At 42.6% G+C, this 18,198-nt stretch carries 9 protein-coding genes and 1 pseudogene; all 10 read left to right on the forward strand.

Features of this window, described 5'->3' with window-relative positions; translation table 11 throughout:
* Nucleotides 1-41: 41 nt before the first annotated feature.
* The 10 genes and pseudogenes from GGQ60_RS07370 to GGQ60_RS23165 all read left to right on the forward strand — a co-directional run bounded on the left by GGQ60_RS07370 (nucleotide 42) and on the right by GGQ60_RS23165 (nucleotide 17,877).
* Nucleotides 42-3,170 carry a SusC/RagA family TonB-linked outer membrane protein gene (locus GGQ60_RS07370; RefSeq protein WP_183761740.1) on the forward strand — a complete coding sequence of 1,043 codons (3,129 nt, stop codon included), beginning with the start codon at nucleotides 42-44 and terminating at the stop codon, nucleotides 3,168-3,170.
* Nucleotides 3,171-3,180: 10 nt separating this feature from the next.
* A complete protein-coding gene (locus GGQ60_RS07375; protein ID WP_183761743.1) occupies nucleotides 3,181-4,749 on the forward strand; it encodes a RagB/SusD family nutrient uptake outer membrane protein in 1,569 nt (522 codons plus the stop codon).
* A gap of 17 nt (nucleotides 4,750-4,766) precedes the next feature.
* Entirely contained in the window at nucleotides 4,767-5,471 is a 705-nt protein-coding gene (locus tag GGQ60_RS07380; RefSeq protein ID WP_183761746.1) for a hypothetical protein, read from the forward strand.
* 10 nt (nucleotides 5,472-5,481) lie between these two features.
* Nucleotides 5,482-7,131 carry a DUF5008 domain-containing protein gene (locus GGQ60_RS07385; RefSeq protein WP_183761749.1) on the forward strand — a complete coding sequence of 550 codons (1,650 nt, stop codon included), beginning with the start codon at nucleotides 5,482-5,484 and terminating at the stop codon, nucleotides 7,129-7,131.
* A gap of 18 nt (nucleotides 7,132-7,149) precedes the next feature.
* A complete protein-coding gene (locus tag GGQ60_RS07390) occupies nucleotides 7,150-9,024 on the forward strand; it encodes a LamG-like jellyroll fold domain-containing protein (protein ID WP_183761751.1) in 1,875 nt (624 codons plus the stop codon).
* 11 nt (nucleotides 9,025-9,035) lie between these two features.
* Entirely contained in the window at nucleotides 9,036-10,613 is a 1,578-nt protein-coding gene (locus GGQ60_RS07395; RefSeq protein WP_183761754.1) for a DUF5013 domain-containing protein, read from the forward strand.
* A 103-nt stretch (nucleotides 10,614-10,716) separates the two neighbouring features.
* The gene (locus tag GGQ60_RS07400; RefSeq protein ID WP_183761757.1) at nucleotides 10,717-12,327 is read left to right on the forward strand and encodes a glycoside hydrolase family 43 protein; all 1,611 of its coding nucleotides are present in this window, start codon (nucleotides 10,717-10,719) and stop codon (nucleotides 12,325-12,327) included.
* A gap of 222 nt (nucleotides 12,328-12,549) precedes the next feature.
* Nucleotides 12,550-15,003 (forward strand): glycoside hydrolase family 95 protein, encoded by a 2,454-nt coding sequence (locus GGQ60_RS07405; RefSeq protein WP_183761760.1) that lies wholly within the window; start codon nucleotides 12,550-12,552, stop codon nucleotides 15,001-15,003.
* 387 nt (nucleotides 15,004-15,390) lie between these two features.
* Nucleotides 15,391-17,205: pseudogene (locus tag GGQ60_RS22970) on the forward strand (TIM-barrel domain-containing protein); the annotation flags it as partial.
* Nucleotides 17,206-17,250: 45 nt separating this feature from the next.
* A complete protein-coding gene (locus tag GGQ60_RS23165; protein WP_375781484.1) occupies nucleotides 17,251-17,877 on the forward strand; it encodes a DUF5110 domain-containing protein in 627 nt (208 codons plus the stop codon).
* Nucleotides 17,878-18,198: the final 321 nt, after the last annotated feature.

Consider the following 18,198-nt stretch of genomic DNA (forward strand, 5'->3'; position numbering starts at 1 on the left):
AACTTAAAAATCAATTATTATCTGGTTTAGATTTTACTCAAATGAAACTATTTTTTTCCGTACTCACATTTATCTGTTTGTTCTCGATAAAGGACCTTTCAGCTCAGGGTACCTTGACTGTGAGCGGTATCGTTAAAGAAAAAGGGACTGATGATGGCCTGCCCGGAGTAAATATCACACTGAAAGGATCTCCTGACAGGGCGCTTGGTTCAACAAAAGCTGACGGTAGCTTTACGGTAACCGTACCAGTAAACTCGAGATTGAAATTTAGTATAATAGGCTTTGAGACCCGTGAAGTTAATGCTGCCAGGACACTTAACATTGTACTTAATCCTGATGTAAGCACCTTAAACGACCTGGTTATACGTGGATTCGTTACTAAAACCCGCGATTTAAGCTCGGGTTCTTCAGTGAAGATTTCTGGCGACGATCTGCAGCAGGTGCCGGTTGCAAATGCCGAACAGTTGCTGCAGGGTAAGGTGGCAGGATTAAATATCCAGGTAAATACCGGGGCACCGGGTTTTCGGGGCAGTGTATTGCTGAGGGGCCTTTCGAATGTGGAGGTCACCGCATCCAGTACCGGTAATGATGCCGACGCTTTTCTGAGTCCAACCTCACCATTATATGTCATTGATGGTGTACCGACCGATGTGGATCCGGCTACTGCCGATAGTTTTAATTCTTTTGGTGGCGCGAGCCCGCTGTCGCTGATTCCCCAGGAAGATATTGCCAACATAGAAGTGCTTAAAGATGCACAGGCAACCTCGTTATATGGATCGCGTGGGGCTTATGGCGTTATTCTGATTACCACGCGCCGTGGAATGTCGGCAATACCCAGGTTGCGCTACACCACCAATTTTTTTATCAGTACTCCTCCGAAGCTAAGGGCTACCATTGGAGGTAAGGCAGAACGCGACTTAAAATTGCAACAGATTTACCAGTACGGAGGTTTTAGGGATATTAACTCGCTGTTAAATTCGAATGCAGCTTTGGTTGATAGTTTAAATCCTTATTATAATAACTCTACAAACTGGCAGGAAATCTATTATGGAACTACTTATAACCAAACGCATAATATCGGTGTAGAAGGTGGTGATAAAAGTTTTAATTACAAGACCAATTTTGGTTATTATAAAGAAACCGGTATCCAGGTAAATACGGGGGTTACCCGTTTTACACTCAGTAACAACTTTGAATATAAGCCAAATTCAAAGATTTCACTTTTTGCGTTAGTTAACGGGAGTATCATGGACCGGAAAAAGGGTAACGGCGTTGGCCTGCTCAATACAGGAGTTGCACGAAGTGCGGCCGCTTCATCGCTATTGCCGGGCCCCTCATTATTTTTAGCCTCTAATGATGCCCTTGCCAATCTTAATGTAGATAACAGTAACCCAACGAAGAATTTAAAGACCAATCTTGAATTTACCTATTATCCAATACCGGGATTAACCTTACGTACTACCGGTAGTTATGATATTGTCAACTCAATTGATTATACTTTTACGCCTGCTATTGCCAATAACCAACAGGCTGCGATACAATATTTTAATGATACCCGGAAGACACTTTATAACCGGAATCTGATATCCTTTTCAAAAAGTTTAAAAAGCGGGCACGACTTTACCATATTTGGTTTTAACGAGGTTTACTTTAAAAAATACCAGGCAAACGACCTGAAGCAGGTCGGGCTTTCTTCAGATTACTATCTGGGGCCTTTTGGTTTTATCGGCGCCGCCTCTTCTACAAGGGGGGCAGGGTTAAGGGCCTACAGTAATTTACGGGCAGTCTCTTTTGCCGGAAGTTTCTCCTATAATTTCAAAAGAAAATATGTTTTTGATGCCAGTTACCGGATGGATGCCACGTCTTTCAGTGGTGTCGACGATCCATATACCAGGAGCCCCTCTATCGGTTTGAGGTGGAACATGGAAAGGGAAACCATTTTTAGTGGATGGAAGTGGTTAACATATAGTGCATTACGATTAACCTGGGGTAAAAATATAACGCCAACAGGAAATATCTTTACGGTTTATGGAACCTATAATCCGAATGGGACCTATAATGGTCAATCCAGAATCACCATTGACCAGGCTTTACTTCCAAATAAAAACCTCGGCTCGGCCGTAGGAACAACCTATAACCTGGGCTATGATTTGGGCTTGTTTAATAATAAGGTACAATTGACTTTTGAGTCTTACTATCGTGCCATCGATCGCCAGGCCAGAACCTTAGCCCTCGCAAATATGATAGGATTTGACAATGTTTTAAGCAACGAGGTGTCGATCCGCAACTGGGGTAACGAAATTTCACTTACCCTTCGCCCGCTTCCATTAAACAGCAAGGTAAATTGGTCTTTCACGGTCAACGGAGCAATGAACAGGGACATGTTAACCCGGTTACCCGGAGGTGTACAGCAAATAGTGATCGGCGGTACTGTGCTGCACGTTGGACGTAACTCGCTTTCAAATTTTATTTATGAAAACAGAGGTGTTTATTCCAGACAGTCGGATGTTCCTGTAAATCCTGTAACCGGGCTTCCATTGCGCCAGGGAGGCTCAGGTGGCGGTTATTACCAGGCGGGAGATCCAATTTTTGTTGACCGTAATGGCGATTATGTTATAAATGATCAGGACGACCGCACGGTAATCGGAAATTCGCAGCCTATATATACAGGCGGATTTGCAACCACCGTGAGTTATAAAAATTTCTCTCTTTCATTGAACGGTTCATTCACTATTGACCGCGATATTATGAATACGGCTATTGCCGAAAGATTGGTGTTGACCGGAAATCCATTTGGGGCACAAGCCGTTTTACCATTGAGCGGGCTAGATTATTGGACTAAACCAGGCGATATTGCAAAATATCCGAATCCGTACAACTACACCAGGGCAGTGTTGGTTGCTCCATTCAGAACCAACCAGAGCTTGTTTCAGGAAGATGGTTCTTACTTTAAAATAAACGCGGTTACATTGGGCTATACGCTTCCGAAGGAACTGGCGAATAAACTTAGGCTTAATAATTTGAGGATCTATTTAACCGGAGATAACCTTGCAACCTTTTCCCGCTACAGCGGACCTAACCCGGAAAATGTAACAGCACTTGGTTTTGATAATTCTGGCGGATATCCTTTAGCAAGAAGGTATACCGTAGGGTTGAATTTGGAACTATAACGTCATGAATATGAAGATTAAAAATATACAATTTTATTTAATTCTTTTACTGGTGTTGACCGGTACAAGCTGCAAGAAGTTTCTTGAGGTTGAATCGATAGAAAGGTTCTCCGGAAATCGCTACTGGAAAACGGGTGCAGATGTAGAAGCATTTACCATTGATATTTATGCAAGGCTTTGGGATAAACTGTCTAATTCTTGCTTTTGGCCGGCTGCAGGCGAATTCAGGCTTGGAGAGATTAGATCAAACACCGCGGTTGCAGGCGTAACAAGCTTTCAATCCAATGACCAGAACCGGAGGGTGGTTTATGATTACCTGGCTAAAAATGATATGAAGGCGGTGGTTTACGGAATAGCACCTAACTCACCATGGCTAACCAATGGTGCGTCGCCCAGAACATTTAATACGGTGCTGGCTTTTAATTTCGTGGTGAATACCAACTGGACGGATTTTTACAGGGTTATTCAGGAAGCCAATATCATGTATGAGGAGGTAAACAAAGGTATTCCGGGCTTAAGCGATAGTGATAAACAACGGTACCTGGCCGAAGCTGTATTTATCAGGTGCCTCACTTACTTTATCATGGTTAGAATTTATGGCGATGTTGCCTATTATACCGATGCAAATCACTCCACGCCATTGGGCAGGGAAAAATTTGTCAGCGTACTCAACAAATGTATCGCCGAACTGGAACCGTTAAAAAATAACCTTCCATGGAAATACGAGGATCCGGCGTTAAATGGCGTACGGGCAAACAGGGGTGGGGCAATCTCACTGCTCATGAACATGTACATGTGGAATGCCGGATTTGATGAGGCAAACAAAAATGGCTATTATGAGAAAACGGCGGCTTTAGGCAACGAACTGATTCAGAGTAACCAGCATACGCTCATTCCCATTGAAGAAACGAGCCGGATATTCCTTGGAGGAACCAATGAAAGTTTAATTGAATTAAAGGAAAGTTCTGCCTTTGCATCGGGTTCCAATCTTTTTTATAAATCGGCATTTCCGGGCGAGCCGGTTGTTTTAACCAAGCATGAAGAAAACGGAACAACAACGCATTTGCACTATAAAAAAGCCTATATCGATTTTCTGTTCGGTAGCGTGAGCGATTACCGTGCAGATATGATTCAAAACAGGGACCAGGAAAACGGGCGTTTTGCCTTATCTAAATTTGAAGGTCCGGTATCGGTGCTGGGCTTTCCCGATTGGGGGCTGGTGCTTTTTAGGTATGCAGATGCCGTATTACTCCAGGCTGAAGCCCTTGCCAACCTGGGAAGGGACGGAGAGGCCACTTCTATAGTGAATATGGTGCGGATGAGGGCCAATGCGGCCGCTTTATCGGGTTTGGTAGGCCAGGAGCTGAAAGATGAGATATTTAAGGAAAGAGGGCGCGAACTGCTCGGTGAGGGGTACCGTTTCTTCGATCTGGTACGGACAAAGCGAATTCTAGATCCGAAATGGAGCTCAAATCCACTATCGGTTGATCAGTTTAACAGGGGCGCATGGACATGGCCGATTGATCCGGCTGCCCGTGACAGAAACCCTTTTATGACCTTAAATGATTATTGGTTCTAACAATTTATATTTTCACAATGAACTATTTTAGAAAAATATCAATCCCCTGGCTGTTAATATTATTTGCTTGCCTGGTGTTTTTTGCCTGCAAAAAAGATCAATACTATTTTGATGGGGGTAAATCCAATCCCTTTTTTCCTGGAACCACTTTGGAATACCTGAAGTCAAATCCGAGAAGCTTTGACACGATTGTCAACATCATTAAAATCGCCGGCATGGAACGCCAGTTTAACGAAGATACCCTTACTTTTTTTGCCCCGCAGGATTATGCTGTTGCTTTGTTGATCAAACAAGTCAATTCAACATTATTTACCTACGGAAAAGATACGGTGAAAACCCTTACCGATATAGATGGACTGATTTGGCGCAGGTACCTTTCAAACTATATTTTTAAGGGAGCGAACAAGCTTAACGATTATCCACAGATAGATGTTGGCGCAAAAGCCATATTTCCAGGCCAGAATTATGTAGCCTACAGTGGAGATGTATTTAATATTGGCGTGAGGTATGCCGATGCCGGCGGGGTAAAATACACGGGTTACAGGCAATTATTACTGTCGTATATACCAAATATATCCCAACCTTTAGATAATTGGGTCAGTATCCCCATCACTTCTTCCGATGTGCAGCCGAAGCATGCTGTAGTGCATGTTCTGAGCACAGATTTTCCATTTGGAGCCGATCCTCAAAATTTAATCCAGGACGTATTATTAACCAAGTAATTCAAAAAATATGTCAGTTTTTAAAATAAAAATTTGGTTTACTGCCTGTAGCCTTTCGTTGTTGTTGCTCGCTGGCTGCAAGGATGAAGTTAAAGAATTTGAAAACCCCTATTCGGGCGGTAAATTGCCTTTGGGGCTAAAATTTAACACCGCGAGTTTTATCGAGCCTACGCAAGGCAGTGCCAATGACGTGGTAACGGTAAGCGTTGTCGGTGCCGAACAATATAAAACACAACTTCGTTTCCAGTTTAGTGGAGAAGAAGCCGAAATCGTTTCGATTGCCGGCGATGTAGTAAAAGTTAAAGTCCCTGCTGCGGGGAGTTCGGGCTCAACGTCTATCCAAATTGGCGATCAGATATTTTTTGGTCCGCAGTTTAAGGTTTTTGGCAAAATATCAGACGATCCTTATTTCAAGGCAAAAATAGGTGCCAATAATACCATTTATGATGCTTATAAATTGAAGACCGGAAAATACCTGATGGTAGGAGAATTTACCGACTTTAATGATAAAGGAATTGTTTTGGCCATCAAAAAAATAGCAGAGACTACCTACGAAGGGGAGGTTCAGCGAACCTTGCAATTGGGTACCGGGGTAGTTAGCGGTTACCTCAGTGCGGTTACCTCGAGCCCGAACGATGCTAATATTTTCGTCGCCGGAAATATGTCTGCGTTTGATCTGAGGGGACCTGTTAAAAACATTACAAGGCTTACTGCCCTTGGGGCGATCGACCTCAAGCAGGTTGAAACCTATTCATCAAAGAATGGAGGTGCAACTTATCCAAAACTTACTGTTCCCGTTTTCAATGGTGGAACAGACGCCCCCATCAAGCGGATTTTTTACTTTAACAACGGAATAATTGCCGTTGGAGGATTCAAGTATTACGTTTCCCACCGGTACGATGTGGGCAGAACGTTTACCTATACGTCCGGAAATACAACTTTAACCGGTTATAGGGATAGTCTTGTCCGCGATTCTATTCCGATCAGGCAGGTCGTACGGTTTAAATTAGATGGGGGCCTCGACAACACTTACCATTTTTCCGGAGGGACTACCCTTGATGGAGGTAATGGAAATATTTTAGATGCAGTAATGCAGGCTGATGGCAAATTGGTACTGGTAGGGGCTTTTTCAAAATTTGACAATAAGGCAGCAGGGGGGATTGTTAGGCTTAATGCAGACGGAACAGTTGACGATTCTTTCCAGGTGGGTAAAGGTGCTGCCGGCTATATCACCAGCATCAACTGGAACAGCACTACGCAACGATTTGTACTTACAGGTGTTTTTAGTTCCTTTAACAACCAGCCCATTCAGAACATGTTGGTGCTCAAAGCCGACGGGTCAATTGATGATACTTTCGTTTCAGGGAACTTTGATAGCGGTTATCCATCGTTCGCACAGCAGCTGTCTAACGGCTTGATCGTTGTTTCGGGTAATTTTAAAAAATATAACAATGTGCGGCGCGCAGGATTTATGATTTTATCGCCACAAGGTAGCCTGGCTCAGGGTTACAATACATTGGGCGAGTTAACGGGAACGATTAACCGCGTATTAGAGGAGCGAAATAAAGATAATAAACGGAGCATCGTTTTGCTTGGCTCATTTAGAAAATTCGACTCGCAGGCGGTTCAGAATATCAAAGGTTTAGTGCTTGAAGATTAATTAAGTATGGATTAAATTATGAAAAAGAATTTTACAACGGTAATGGTAAGGCTATTCTGCTTTTGGCTGATAGTCATATTGGGAAGTTCCTGCCAAAGTGATTTTGACAAGGTAGCCCCTTTAGTGATAAACGATACTACTTTCAATAGTCCGAAAGCAAGGAAAGTGCTGGTTTTGGTTGTGGATGGATTGCGTGGAGTGGCTTTAAAAGAAGTGGCGCCTCCTAATATGACCAACCTGCTAAAAAAATCAACCTTTTCATACTACTCCGTAAGCGATGAAGGTTATGATGAGGCGACCACATGGGCAGACCTGTTTACCGGCGTATCAAAAGCGAAGCACGAGGTAACCAGTGCCACACTGGGCAATAATAAACTGAATTTGTATCCGGTAGTATTTCAGCGGATTAAGGAGGCAAATGCAAAGGTTAGAATAGCGACCTTTTCTTACAGCAATACATTTACAGACAATTTTACAAGCGACGCTTCTGTTGATTCTAGGGTAACCTATAATAGTGATACGGAAATTCAAAATGCTGTTTTAAAAGAGTTGGCCGATGATAATGCCGGTGTGGTAGTGGGTATGTATAAAAGTGTAAACACTGCAGGTAGCACCAATGCTTACGAGAGTTCAAATCAACAGTATAAAAATGCTATCCTTCAGTTTGATACTTATGTAGGCCAGGCTATGGCAGCATTGCAAAGCAGAAAGAACTATAGCAAGGAAAACTGGATGGTGATCATTACTTCCAGTCGCGGAGGGGCGGCAGCAAGTGTGGTAAACGATAATACTATATTTTCAAACCCAAAGGTCAATACCTTTACAATTTTTTATAACGATAAGTACCGATCCAAACTCATAGACAAACCATTTACCGGTAATGTGTATGACGGAAACTTTGTTCGCTTTTATTCCTCTAAAGGTGTAGCAAGCGAAGCTGGTCAGCAGAGTGATGCCATCAGGGCTGAACTCAGGTTTGATGACGCCCTAAAATCTTCCACGGTAAATCCACTTAACTTCGGTAGCAACGGTGATTTTACTATTGAATTAAAGATGCGAAAGAATTTAAATACAATAGGAACTTATGCCCCATCGGTTAATAAGAACACTTATATTTATCAATGGCCTTGTTTCTTTGGCAGGAAGATTGCCAAGCTTAACGCTTCGGGTGGTGCAGGCTGGACATTATCTTTAGAACAGCTTACCTGGCGTTTTGTCCTCTCCAAAGGAACCGGGGCTAACGGAACCAATGAAATTGGGGTAAATGCCGATGCATCTAAAGTTAAAATTCAGGATGGAAACTGGCATGCCCTTGCTATAGTAATCAGGACGGAAGGTGCTAAGCGCTTCGTCTATCTGTATACCGATGGAGTTTTTAATACTAAGGCAGAAATTCCTGAGGCCCTCTGGCCATCTATAGATACTTATAATGCACCCTATACTATAGGTTATATTCCCGATGATACCAGGGATCCCTTCGATGGAAATGTGTCTGATATCAGGATCTGGAGAAAAGCGTTGTCTGATGAGACCATCAAACAATTTGCGTGCGACACCTATGTGAGTAGTTCTCACCCGGATTACAGTTATCTCGCAAGCTACTGGCCTTGCCGAGATGGAGCTGGCGGGAGGTTTAAGAATGAAATATTAACGGAGAATGGTAATTACGATTTTAAAGTACTTAAGGGGGGCACGCCCCTGGTAAAGGGTACTGAACTTGCAAACAGTACCGTGTGGGAAAAAAGCACTTACATTGTTTGCCCAATTTCACTTCCCGATATATCGGCAACAGTACCAGGCTCGGATGATATAACCGCACAGATCTTGTCGTGGCTAAGTATTCCAATCAAAGAAAACTGGAATTTAGACGGTAGAGTGTTTTTAAATAATTAAGCCTGAACCACATGAATACGTTTTATAAAAATCATATTAAAATAGTAATCCTCTTTTGTTCTTTTTTCGCACTTACAGTTACTTTTCTGTACTCCTGTAAACAGGAAGAGTATGTTGACGAGGTGAGTTCCTCGCCCGGGGTGCTTAAATTTGACTATCCATCGCTGGTTAACGCCGTGAATATTGCTGATGTGACGAAAGGAGACGATAGAATTACTTTTCCGGTTCGCATAGCACTGGAAAACCCGGCAAATTCTACTTTTACGGTTAATCTTCAGCCGGAGCCGCAACTGGCAATTTCGCAAACAGTGGCCAATGGTGCAGTGATCAATTTTCCGGATTTTTCAATGCCTCAATCTGTTGAAGTGAGGTTCGGGACAAGATACGTAACTTTTAATGTAGCTGTTTCTGCAAGTGCTATTGAACGGAATTATGGTAAAAATTTGGTTTTTGCCATAACGCTTGCCAACCCGTCAAAATCGCAGAAACTGGATGAAAGTAAAAAATCTGTAGTGCTTACACTGAGTACTACAGATGTGGCTAAAATAGATGAGTTACACTTTTTGTCATTTACGGCTGCGGCAAGCAACCCAAACCAGGTAGTAACACAACTCACTTCCCCTAATTTAACCGCTAACAATGCAAGCTTTGATAGTAATGGTTTCTTGATAAAAGCGCAGGTAGATTTAGGCGGAAAAGCTTCCAGGGGTTTTAAAACATCCGTTGCTTATAATGCAGATACCCTAAAAAAATTGGTTGCAAAAGGATTGCTTCCTGCTGGCACCGCTATTCTTACGAATGCCGCCATGGATCTTAATGATGTTGACCTGGGTGATTATAAGAATTCGACTGTTGTTGAAATGAGGATTAACATCGATAGTATCTTTGCTCGGTTTCCATCGAAGGTTGCAGTGGCATTTACCTTATCCAATCCCGAAAAATACCAGGTTAATGCCGCAAAAAGCACGCTGGTTTACTTAATAGATCCGCTGCGCATATTTTCGGATATCACAAAAGTGCTGAAAAATACTTCTCAGCCGTTTAAAACCAGTACAATAGACCCAAATCAGGGCAGGTGGGGAGTGCTTTCGGGCTGGCTGTTTAACGCCCAGGGAAATACGCGCCAATCGTACAGCCTGACAAACCAGCTAAACGGCTCGTATGGTTCGTTTGATAACAACAACAGTACCCAGATTGCGTTCGAATCTGGGTATATAGCTGCAGATTATGGAAAGCCAGGAGGGGCACCAACATCGCCGAATATTACAAATGGCAAGATTTATCAAACCGTGTTATTGCCTGCAGGAACCTACAAATTTGATGCGAACGTTCGCGGCGGTGTGACAACCGATAACACCAAAGGAGCCTACAGTGTTGCTGCTATAGGTACAAACATTCCCGATATTGCTGCTTCAACAACTCCTGCAAACTTTGTAGGAAGGGTAGCCATAAACGGATCAGGGAGCAAATCGTTTACCTTTACCCTCAATGCCGCCGCTACGGTATCAATGGGCTTTGTTGCCACGCTCTCCGGTAACCAGGCCGTTAACATATCGGGGGTAACGCTAACGCGTACATTAAATCCTTAGTGTTTATTAGAAGAAATACTTGAACTGAAAGTCAAAATGGTAACTTAGTTAAATTGCTCAAAACCAGATGAGTTTAAGCATCCTTCATCACCCTTGAATATTTATGAAATTGAGACTTAATTTTTTATGCCAGACCTTTTTGCTCGTTACGCTCAGTGCCACCGTTTTCGCACAGAAAACAGAAAGTTGGGGAGGGCAAAAGGATGGAACCTTTTACAACCCTGTTATACCTGCCGATTACAGTGATTTAGATGCCATCCGTGTTGGGGATGATTTTTATGCCATATCGTCAACCATGCAGTTTTCGCCCGGAATGGTCGTATTGCACTCTAAAGATCTGGTGAACTGGGAAATTGCAGGCCATGTGGTTGCCGATCTCACCCGGATCAGTCCTAATTTGGACTGGACTAAAATGAACAGTTATGGCAAAGGGATCTGGGCGGGCTCCATCCGGTATTATAAAAATAAGTTTTGGGTCTATTTCGGTAGTCCTGACGACGGATTTTTTATGAGTTCGGCAAAGGATGCCAAAGGACCCTGGGAACCGTTACACCAGGTTTGGAATGTATCGGGATGGGACGATTGTTCTTCTTTCTGCGATGACGACGGACAGCTTTATTTTATAGCAACCAACTTTAAACTGGATCCTAAAAACAATAAAAAGTACAACATCCACCTTTTTAAGATGGCACAGGATGGCAAGAGCCTGCGTATGGATACCGATACTATTATTCATCAATCTTCAGGTAGTGAGGCAAATAAACTATACAAGATCAATGGCCTTTACTACCATTTTTTTAGCGAAGTAAAAGCCGAAGGCCGTGTAATGATGATGGAAAGAGCGCAGAAGATTACCGGTCCGTGGGAAATCAAACAGATTAATCATGTAAATAAGAACATTGACCGGGAGCCTAACCAGGGTGGACTTATGCAGCTGAAAAATGGGCAATGGTGGTTTTTCACCCATCATGGTTCCGGCGATTGGGAAGGAAGGGCCGCAAGTTTGTTGCCGGTAACCTGGGTAGATGGCTGGCCTATAATCGGTAAGGTTGGCAAAGATAATATTGGAAACATGGTATGGTCAGGAAAAGCACCTCTTCCCCTTCAACCGGCTATAAAGATCCAGACAGACGACGATTTTTCAGCTGCGGTGCTGCGTCCGCAATGGGAGTGGAACTACCAGCCAAGAAACGACAGGTGGTCGCTTTCTGCAAGGAAAGGATTCCTTCGCCTGATGGCTTTTCAACCGATAAAACCTGAAGATCCGAACAAAATATTACTGAGGGCTGGTAATACCATTACGCAACGGAGTATGCGAACAAGCGCTAACGAGGCTACCGTAAAACTGGATATTAGCGGAATGGCCGACGGACAGTTTGCAGGTTTAACGCACTTCTCCACAACAACGATGAGCATGCTCGGGATTAAACAGCAAGGAGAGGAGAGGCTAATGGTATACCATACAGATGGGCAGGAATCACCTGGAATAAAAATAAAAGAAAACGTGGTTTGGTTAAGGTCGACCTGGGATTACCAGGGCCAAAACCGCTACTTTTATAGTTTAGATGGAAAGAATTTTTTGCCTATAGGCAATGTTACCCAGTTAACCTGGGGAAGTTACCGGGGCGACCGCATCGGCATCTTTAATTACAATAAACTCGCAGAGAAAGGCTTTGTGGATATCGATTATTTTAATTACAAGTATGCCAAATAAAAGATCGATATTGGTAACAGGATGATAAACCCGGGTTTAAAGTTAAAGCTTTAGCCCGTTTTCATTATCCTGAAGATTGCCAAATTCATCAATTTTAATTCATTAACAGAAGCAATGTATCAACCAGGCCAGTTAATGTAACTCATTGTTTTTGACCCAATATTGAAGAGAAGACACGGGCGTTGAAGCCCGTTTTTAAAATTAAACACACAAATATTATCTATGATTCGTTTTTTATTTTGCCTCACAATTTTTTTTAGCCTGTTCTTTCAATGTTTTGGACAGAAAAATGATTTACTCTGGTATAATGCGCCCGCAAAAAAATGGACTGAAGCTTTGCCTGTTGGAAATGGAATGCTGGGAGCGATGATTTACGGCGATCCATCTAATGAATTACTCCAGCTTAATGAAGCCACCTTATGGAGTGGTGGCCCGGTAAAAGCAAATGTAAACCCCAAAGCACCTGAATACGTGATGCGTACGCGCGAGCTGCTTTTAAAAGATGAGAATTACCAGGAGGCAAATACCGAGATCAGGAAAATGCAGGGGGTTTATTCTCAATCGTACCTACCCTTGGCAGACCTGAAATTGAAACAGGATATTGGCCCCGGTATGTTTGAGAATTACGTAAGAGATTTATCCATTGATCAAAGTTTGGCATCCGTTAAGTTCAGCGCAAACGGAGTGGCTTACAAACGCGAAATCATAGCCACAGCCCCGGGTAAAGCCATTGTTATTCGCTTAAGTGCAGATAAACCCGGTATGATCAGTTTTTTGGCCAGTGTAAGCAGTCAGCTTAAGGGAGCTATAACAACAGATGGAAGCAATGGTATTATTTTTAAAGGGAAAGCCCCCTCGCAGGTTGATCCGAATTATGTGAACTATAATCCGAAACCTATAAACTATGACGATGCAGATTGCCGTGGTATGCGGGTAGCCACGCAGGTGAGGGCTGTTTTGAAGGGTGGAAGCGTGAAATCGGATACTTCAGGTGTGAAGGTTGCAAATGCCGATGAAGTGTTATTGTTTATTTGTGCCGCCACCAGTTTTAACGGCTTCGATAAGTGTCCGGTAAGCGAGGGGAAAGATGAAATAAAAATTTGCAGCAACAACCTGGCAGCTGCGATTAAGCGCCCATGGAAGGTGCTTTTTGCTGAGCATCTGGCAGATTATTCGCATTATTTTAACCGCGTTAAATTTAAGTTGGGTTCAGCCGGTGAGGCGTCGAATGCGAAACTTCCTACAAATGAACGCCTCATTGAATTTAGTAAAGGTGTAAGCGACCCGGCATTTGAAACGCTTTTGTATCAATATGGGAGGTACTTGCTGATCAGTTCTTCGCGGCCCGGCGGCCCTCCGGCAAATCTCCAGGGCATCTGGAATGCCTCTATGAGACCACCATGGAGCTCAAATTACACCATCAACATTAACACCCAAATGAACTATTGGCCTGCTGCCATCAGTAATTTGGAAGAAATGGAATACCCCTTGTTTGCCTTCATCAACAATTTAGCTGTTACGGGTAAAGATACAGCGAAAGATTTTTACCACATGAAAGGCTGGGTTGCCCATCATAACAGCGATATATGGGCCTTAAGTAACCCGGTAGGAAATTTAGGGAAAGGCGATCCGAAATGGGCAAACTGGTATATGGCTGCGCCTTGGCTAAGCCGGCATTTATATGAGCACTACCGTTTTACCCAGGATAAGGACTTTTTGAAAAAGGTTTATCCGGTAATGAAAGGTGCCGCAGAATTTTTAGTGAATTACCTGGTAGAAGATAAAAATGGATACCTGATTACCGCTCCATCATTCTCACCAGAAAACGAATATTATGATGATAAAGGCAAAAAGGCCAATACCTCTATCGCCACAACCATGGATATGTCGATCGTGCGTGACCATTTTCGCAACTGCATCGAGGCTTCCGAAGCATTAAAAATTGATCCCGAATTCAGAAAGTTGCTTAAAGCGAAAGTAGAAAAGCTATACCCCCTGCATATTGGTAAGGCAGGTAACTTACAGGAGTGGTACAAAGACTGGAGAGATGTAGAACCGCATCACCGTCATGTAAGTCATCTTTATGGTTTACATCCCGGGCGTGAAATATCTCCTTTAATCAATGCCGACATCGCTACAGCAAGTAAAAAAACATTGGAATTACGGGGTGATGAAGGAACCGGCTGGAGCCTCGCCTGGAAAATCAATTTCTGGGCCCGTTTACTTGATGGCAACCATGCTTATAAATTGGTTCGTGATTTAATGCGCGATTTAAGTGTCTCAAAAGGAGGTGGTTTATATCCCAACCTGTTCGATGCCCATCCTCCATTTCAGATCGATGGAAATTTTGGCGCTACATCCGGCATCACAGAAATGCTTTTGCAAAGCCAGCTGGATGAGTTACATCTTTTGCCGGCGCTTCCGACATCGTGGGCAAATGGCAGTATATCCGGACTGAAGGCCAGGGGTGCTTTTACCGTTGATATGGAATGGAATGCAGGTAAATTAAAGTCGGCATTAATTAAGTCCGGAAATGGTGGTAATTGTGTAATCCGAACCAGCAACCAGGTTCAGGTAGAAGGGGTTAAGACCAAAGTTGTAAAATCAGCAAATGGGTACCTCACAACGTTTTTAACCAGCAAGGGAAAGATTTATAAAATAAAAGGCCTGGTGTAGAAAAACCAGGTAAAAGACCTTAACAACTGGTTAAATCTTCAGACCAATTTTTACCTCGTAGTTAAAACTTAATTTTTAATTAATCTCGTAGTAACGTGCAGTCGGTAAATCTTTTTCAATTTATCTCTTTTATAGCGTTATATAAAAGATACATATTCATAGGAATATTTTTTTTCTTGGTTTAAAGGGGCTTTAGCGTAATCACAAAGCACAACCCCTCCTGATGTTTTTTAAGGGTGGGCAAAAAACGTTAAGGAAAAAGTTTATATCAATAAACCGGTACAGGGTAATAAAATAGACTAATATTTAATCGATTATATTTTCAGCATAACACATAAACAGACAGATTAATACATGAATATAAACATCAGATTAAAATTTTCCGCAATGGCAATAATATGCCTGTTGACATTTTCTCTTGGGCCTACAGTCACTTTTGCGCAATCAGCCTTTAAGGCTACTAAGGTCTCCAACGGATTGGTACTGCGTTCGGGAAGTAAGATACTTAAGGTTGAGTTTGTAGAACCCGCAATTGTTAGGGTAAGAAGTGTTCCGGATGGCGACTTTAAAAGTAATGAAACCCATGTATGTATGCCATTGCCTGAAAGAAATGTTAAACTTGATTTCGCAGGCGGTAGCAATTTTGTAAGCCTTAAGTCCAAACAGCTCGAGGTTAGGGTAATTTTGGCCACGGGAAGCATAGCATATTATGACAGCAAAGGAAACACGCTTTTAAAAGAAGATCAGCAAAAACCCCGCAGTTTTGAGAAGGTAGAATTGCTTAAATCAAACTATAATGATGCGGTGAGTAAGGTTGAGAAAACTGCGAACGGAGACCAGGTTCAGGCTAATATCACCAACAAGGAAAAGGTAGGATCTGCATGGCACGCTGAACAGAACTTTAGCTGGCAGCCTGGAGAGGCCTTATATGGTTTGGGTTCCCATCAGGAAAACCTGATGAATTTGAGAGGGACCAGGCAATATCTCTACCAGCATAACCTTAAGAAAAGCATGCCGGTTTTAATGTCTGACATGGGGTATGGATTATTGTTCGATACCGGTTCGGCCATGATATTCAGGGATGAGCCTGAAAAGCACGGTATGGAAATGCTGGCTGTAAACCAGATCGATTATTATTTTATGTACGGTCCTGAATTCGACCAGGTTATTCACCAATTCCGTACTTTAACCGGAAAGGTAGAAATACCTCCAAAATTCATGTTCGGTTACATACAGTCTAAAGAACGCTATAGAAATGTTCATGACCTGGATAGTGTTTTAACCAGGTTTAGAAATAATAACATCCCCCTGGATGTGATCGTACAAGACTGGCAATACTGGAAGGGAAATTTATGGGGCTATAAGAAATTTGATGAGGCCAAGTTCCCTGAGCCGGAAAAAATGATCAGTAACATCCATGAAAAAAATGCACATTTCATGCTGTCCATCTGGCCACAGGTAGCTGCTGAGGAAGAAAAAGAGATGTCGGCAAATGGTTATGTTCTGGGGCGAAAAATATACGATGCCTTTAATCCGGCGGCGAGAAAGATGTATTGGGACCAGTATGTGAACAAAAATTTATTCTCAAAAGGGGTTGATTGCTGGTGGGCTGATTCATCAGAACCTGTTGATTACGATTGGTCGGGCAAGGCTAATGATATTGCCGGCAATCCCCTCGTCCGTTTTCAAAAAAACGTTCAGGTGATGGCCGATTTGCTTGGAGACCTCAGGGTAAATCTGTTTTCTTTACATCATGCAATGGGTATCTATGAAAACCAAAGATTAACCTCAAGCACCAAACGTGTGGTGAACCTTACAAGAGCATCCTATCCAGGAATGCAGCGGTAAGGGACAATTGTATGGAATGGGGATACCAAAGCAACCTGGAACGATTTTAAGAGCTGGATTTCCGGTGGGTTAAACTATATGACTACGGGCTCTCCTTACTGGACGATAGATGCCGGGGCATTCTTTGTTAGGCCAAGCAAAACGTGGTTCTCGAACGGCGACTTTCCAAACGGCCCATCAGACGATGCGTACCGGGAATTTTATGTCAGGAATTTACAATATGCCTGCTGGTTACCAGTGATGAGGAGTCATGGTACCGACTTTGCCAGGGAGCCATGGCAATTTGGCCAACCTGGAAATGTATTTTATGATGCTATACTTAAACAGATAAAACTTAGGTACAGGCTTTTGCCATATACCTACTCAATAGCTGCAATGGTGAACAAAATAGATTATACCATGACCAGGACACTGCTTTTCGATTTTCGTAAAGATAAAAAGGTGAAAGATATCAAAGATGAGTTCATGTTCGGTAATGCCTTTTTAATATGCCTGGTAACCGATCCTCAATATACCGGAAAAGGCTCACCAGCGCCAAACGATAAGAGCATAAAAAGCAGGGTAGTATACCTTCCTCAAGGGATATTGTGGACCGATTTCTGGAGTGGGAGGAAATATAAAGGCGGTACATCTATTGATGCGGCCAGCCCCTTAGATTACATTCCTGTTTTCGTTAAAGCGGGTTCAATTGTCCCGTTAGGCCCGAACCAGCAATATGTGGGCGAAAAACCGGATGCCCCGCTTGAAATCAGGATCTATCCGGGCAAAAATGGTACGTTTACCGTTTATGATGATGATGGTACCACTTATGATTATCAAAAAGGTAAAACAAGCAGCTATGACCTGTCATGGAATGATACCCGCCGTGAATTCCGTATTTCCAAACGCAGGGGATCTTACGACGGAATGATCACTTCAAGGAAAATGAATATTGTACTGGTAGAGAAGAATAAAGGCCTTGGCGATGGAGAATTTACCGGAAAGCAGTTGGTTTATGAAGGGAAAGAGCTGGTAATATCTTTATAGCAGAACGATCGTTATACAGTATTCTTAGCAACATTTTACGCTTTTAAGTTTGTCCGTTTACCAATATACCGTGCATTCTATGTGTATGCATCTGGTTTCTAAAGTCCGGTAATGGCAGATTTAAATGGTACAACAATAAAAGTTGGATATTAATAAACCAACTATTCTTATAAAAATAGAAATATTTTGATCTGCAGGTAATTGTTAAACTTCATGTTAAATTAAAAATTTTCAACATGAAGTTTAATGGTAGTTCCCTTAACATTCCAGGGCCTTTTCGGGCTCGAATTTAACAATTCTGTATTTTTTACATCATAAATT

Origin of the sequence: Pedobacter zeae (assembly GCF_014196715.1) — a bacterium.
Taxonomy (GTDB): Bacteria; Bacteroidota; Bacteroidia; order Sphingobacteriales; family Sphingobacteriaceae; genus Pedobacter; species Pedobacter zeae.

What these genes read in the sequence shown, in the direction of transcription:
- GGQ60_RS07370 (WP_183761740.1), top strand. Translation starts at nt 42, where the DNA reads ATGAAACTATTTTTTTCCGTACTCACATTTATCTGTTTGTTCTCGATA.
- GGQ60_RS07375 (WP_183761743.1), top strand. Translation starts at nt 3,181, where the DNA reads ATGAAGATTAAAAATATACAATTTTATTTAATTCTTTTACTGGTGTTG.
- GGQ60_RS07380 (WP_183761746.1), top strand. Translation starts at nt 4,767, where the DNA reads ATGAACTATTTTAGAAAAATATCAATCCCCTGGCTGTTAATATTATTT.
- GGQ60_RS07385 (WP_183761749.1), top strand. Translation starts at nt 5,482, where the DNA reads ATGTCAGTTTTTAAAATAAAAATTTGGTTTACTGCCTGTAGCCTTTCG.
- GGQ60_RS07390 (WP_183761751.1), top strand. Translation starts at nt 7,150, where the DNA reads ATGAAAAAGAATTTTACAACGGTAATGGTAAGGCTATTCTGCTTTTGG.
- GGQ60_RS07395 (WP_183761754.1), top strand. Translation starts at nt 9,036, where the DNA reads ATGAATACGTTTTATAAAAATCATATTAAAATAGTAATCCTCTTTTGT.
- GGQ60_RS07400 (WP_183761757.1), top strand. Translation starts at nt 10,717, where the DNA reads ATGAAATTGAGACTTAATTTTTTATGCCAGACCTTTTTGCTCGTTACG.
- GGQ60_RS07405 (WP_183761760.1), top strand. Translation starts at nt 12,550, where the DNA reads ATGATTCGTTTTTTATTTTGCCTCACAATTTTTTTTAGCCTGTTCTTT.
- GGQ60_RS23165 (WP_375781484.1), top strand. Translation starts at nt 17,251, where the DNA reads ATGACCAGGACACTGCTTTTCGATTTTCGTAAAGATAAAAAGGTGAAA.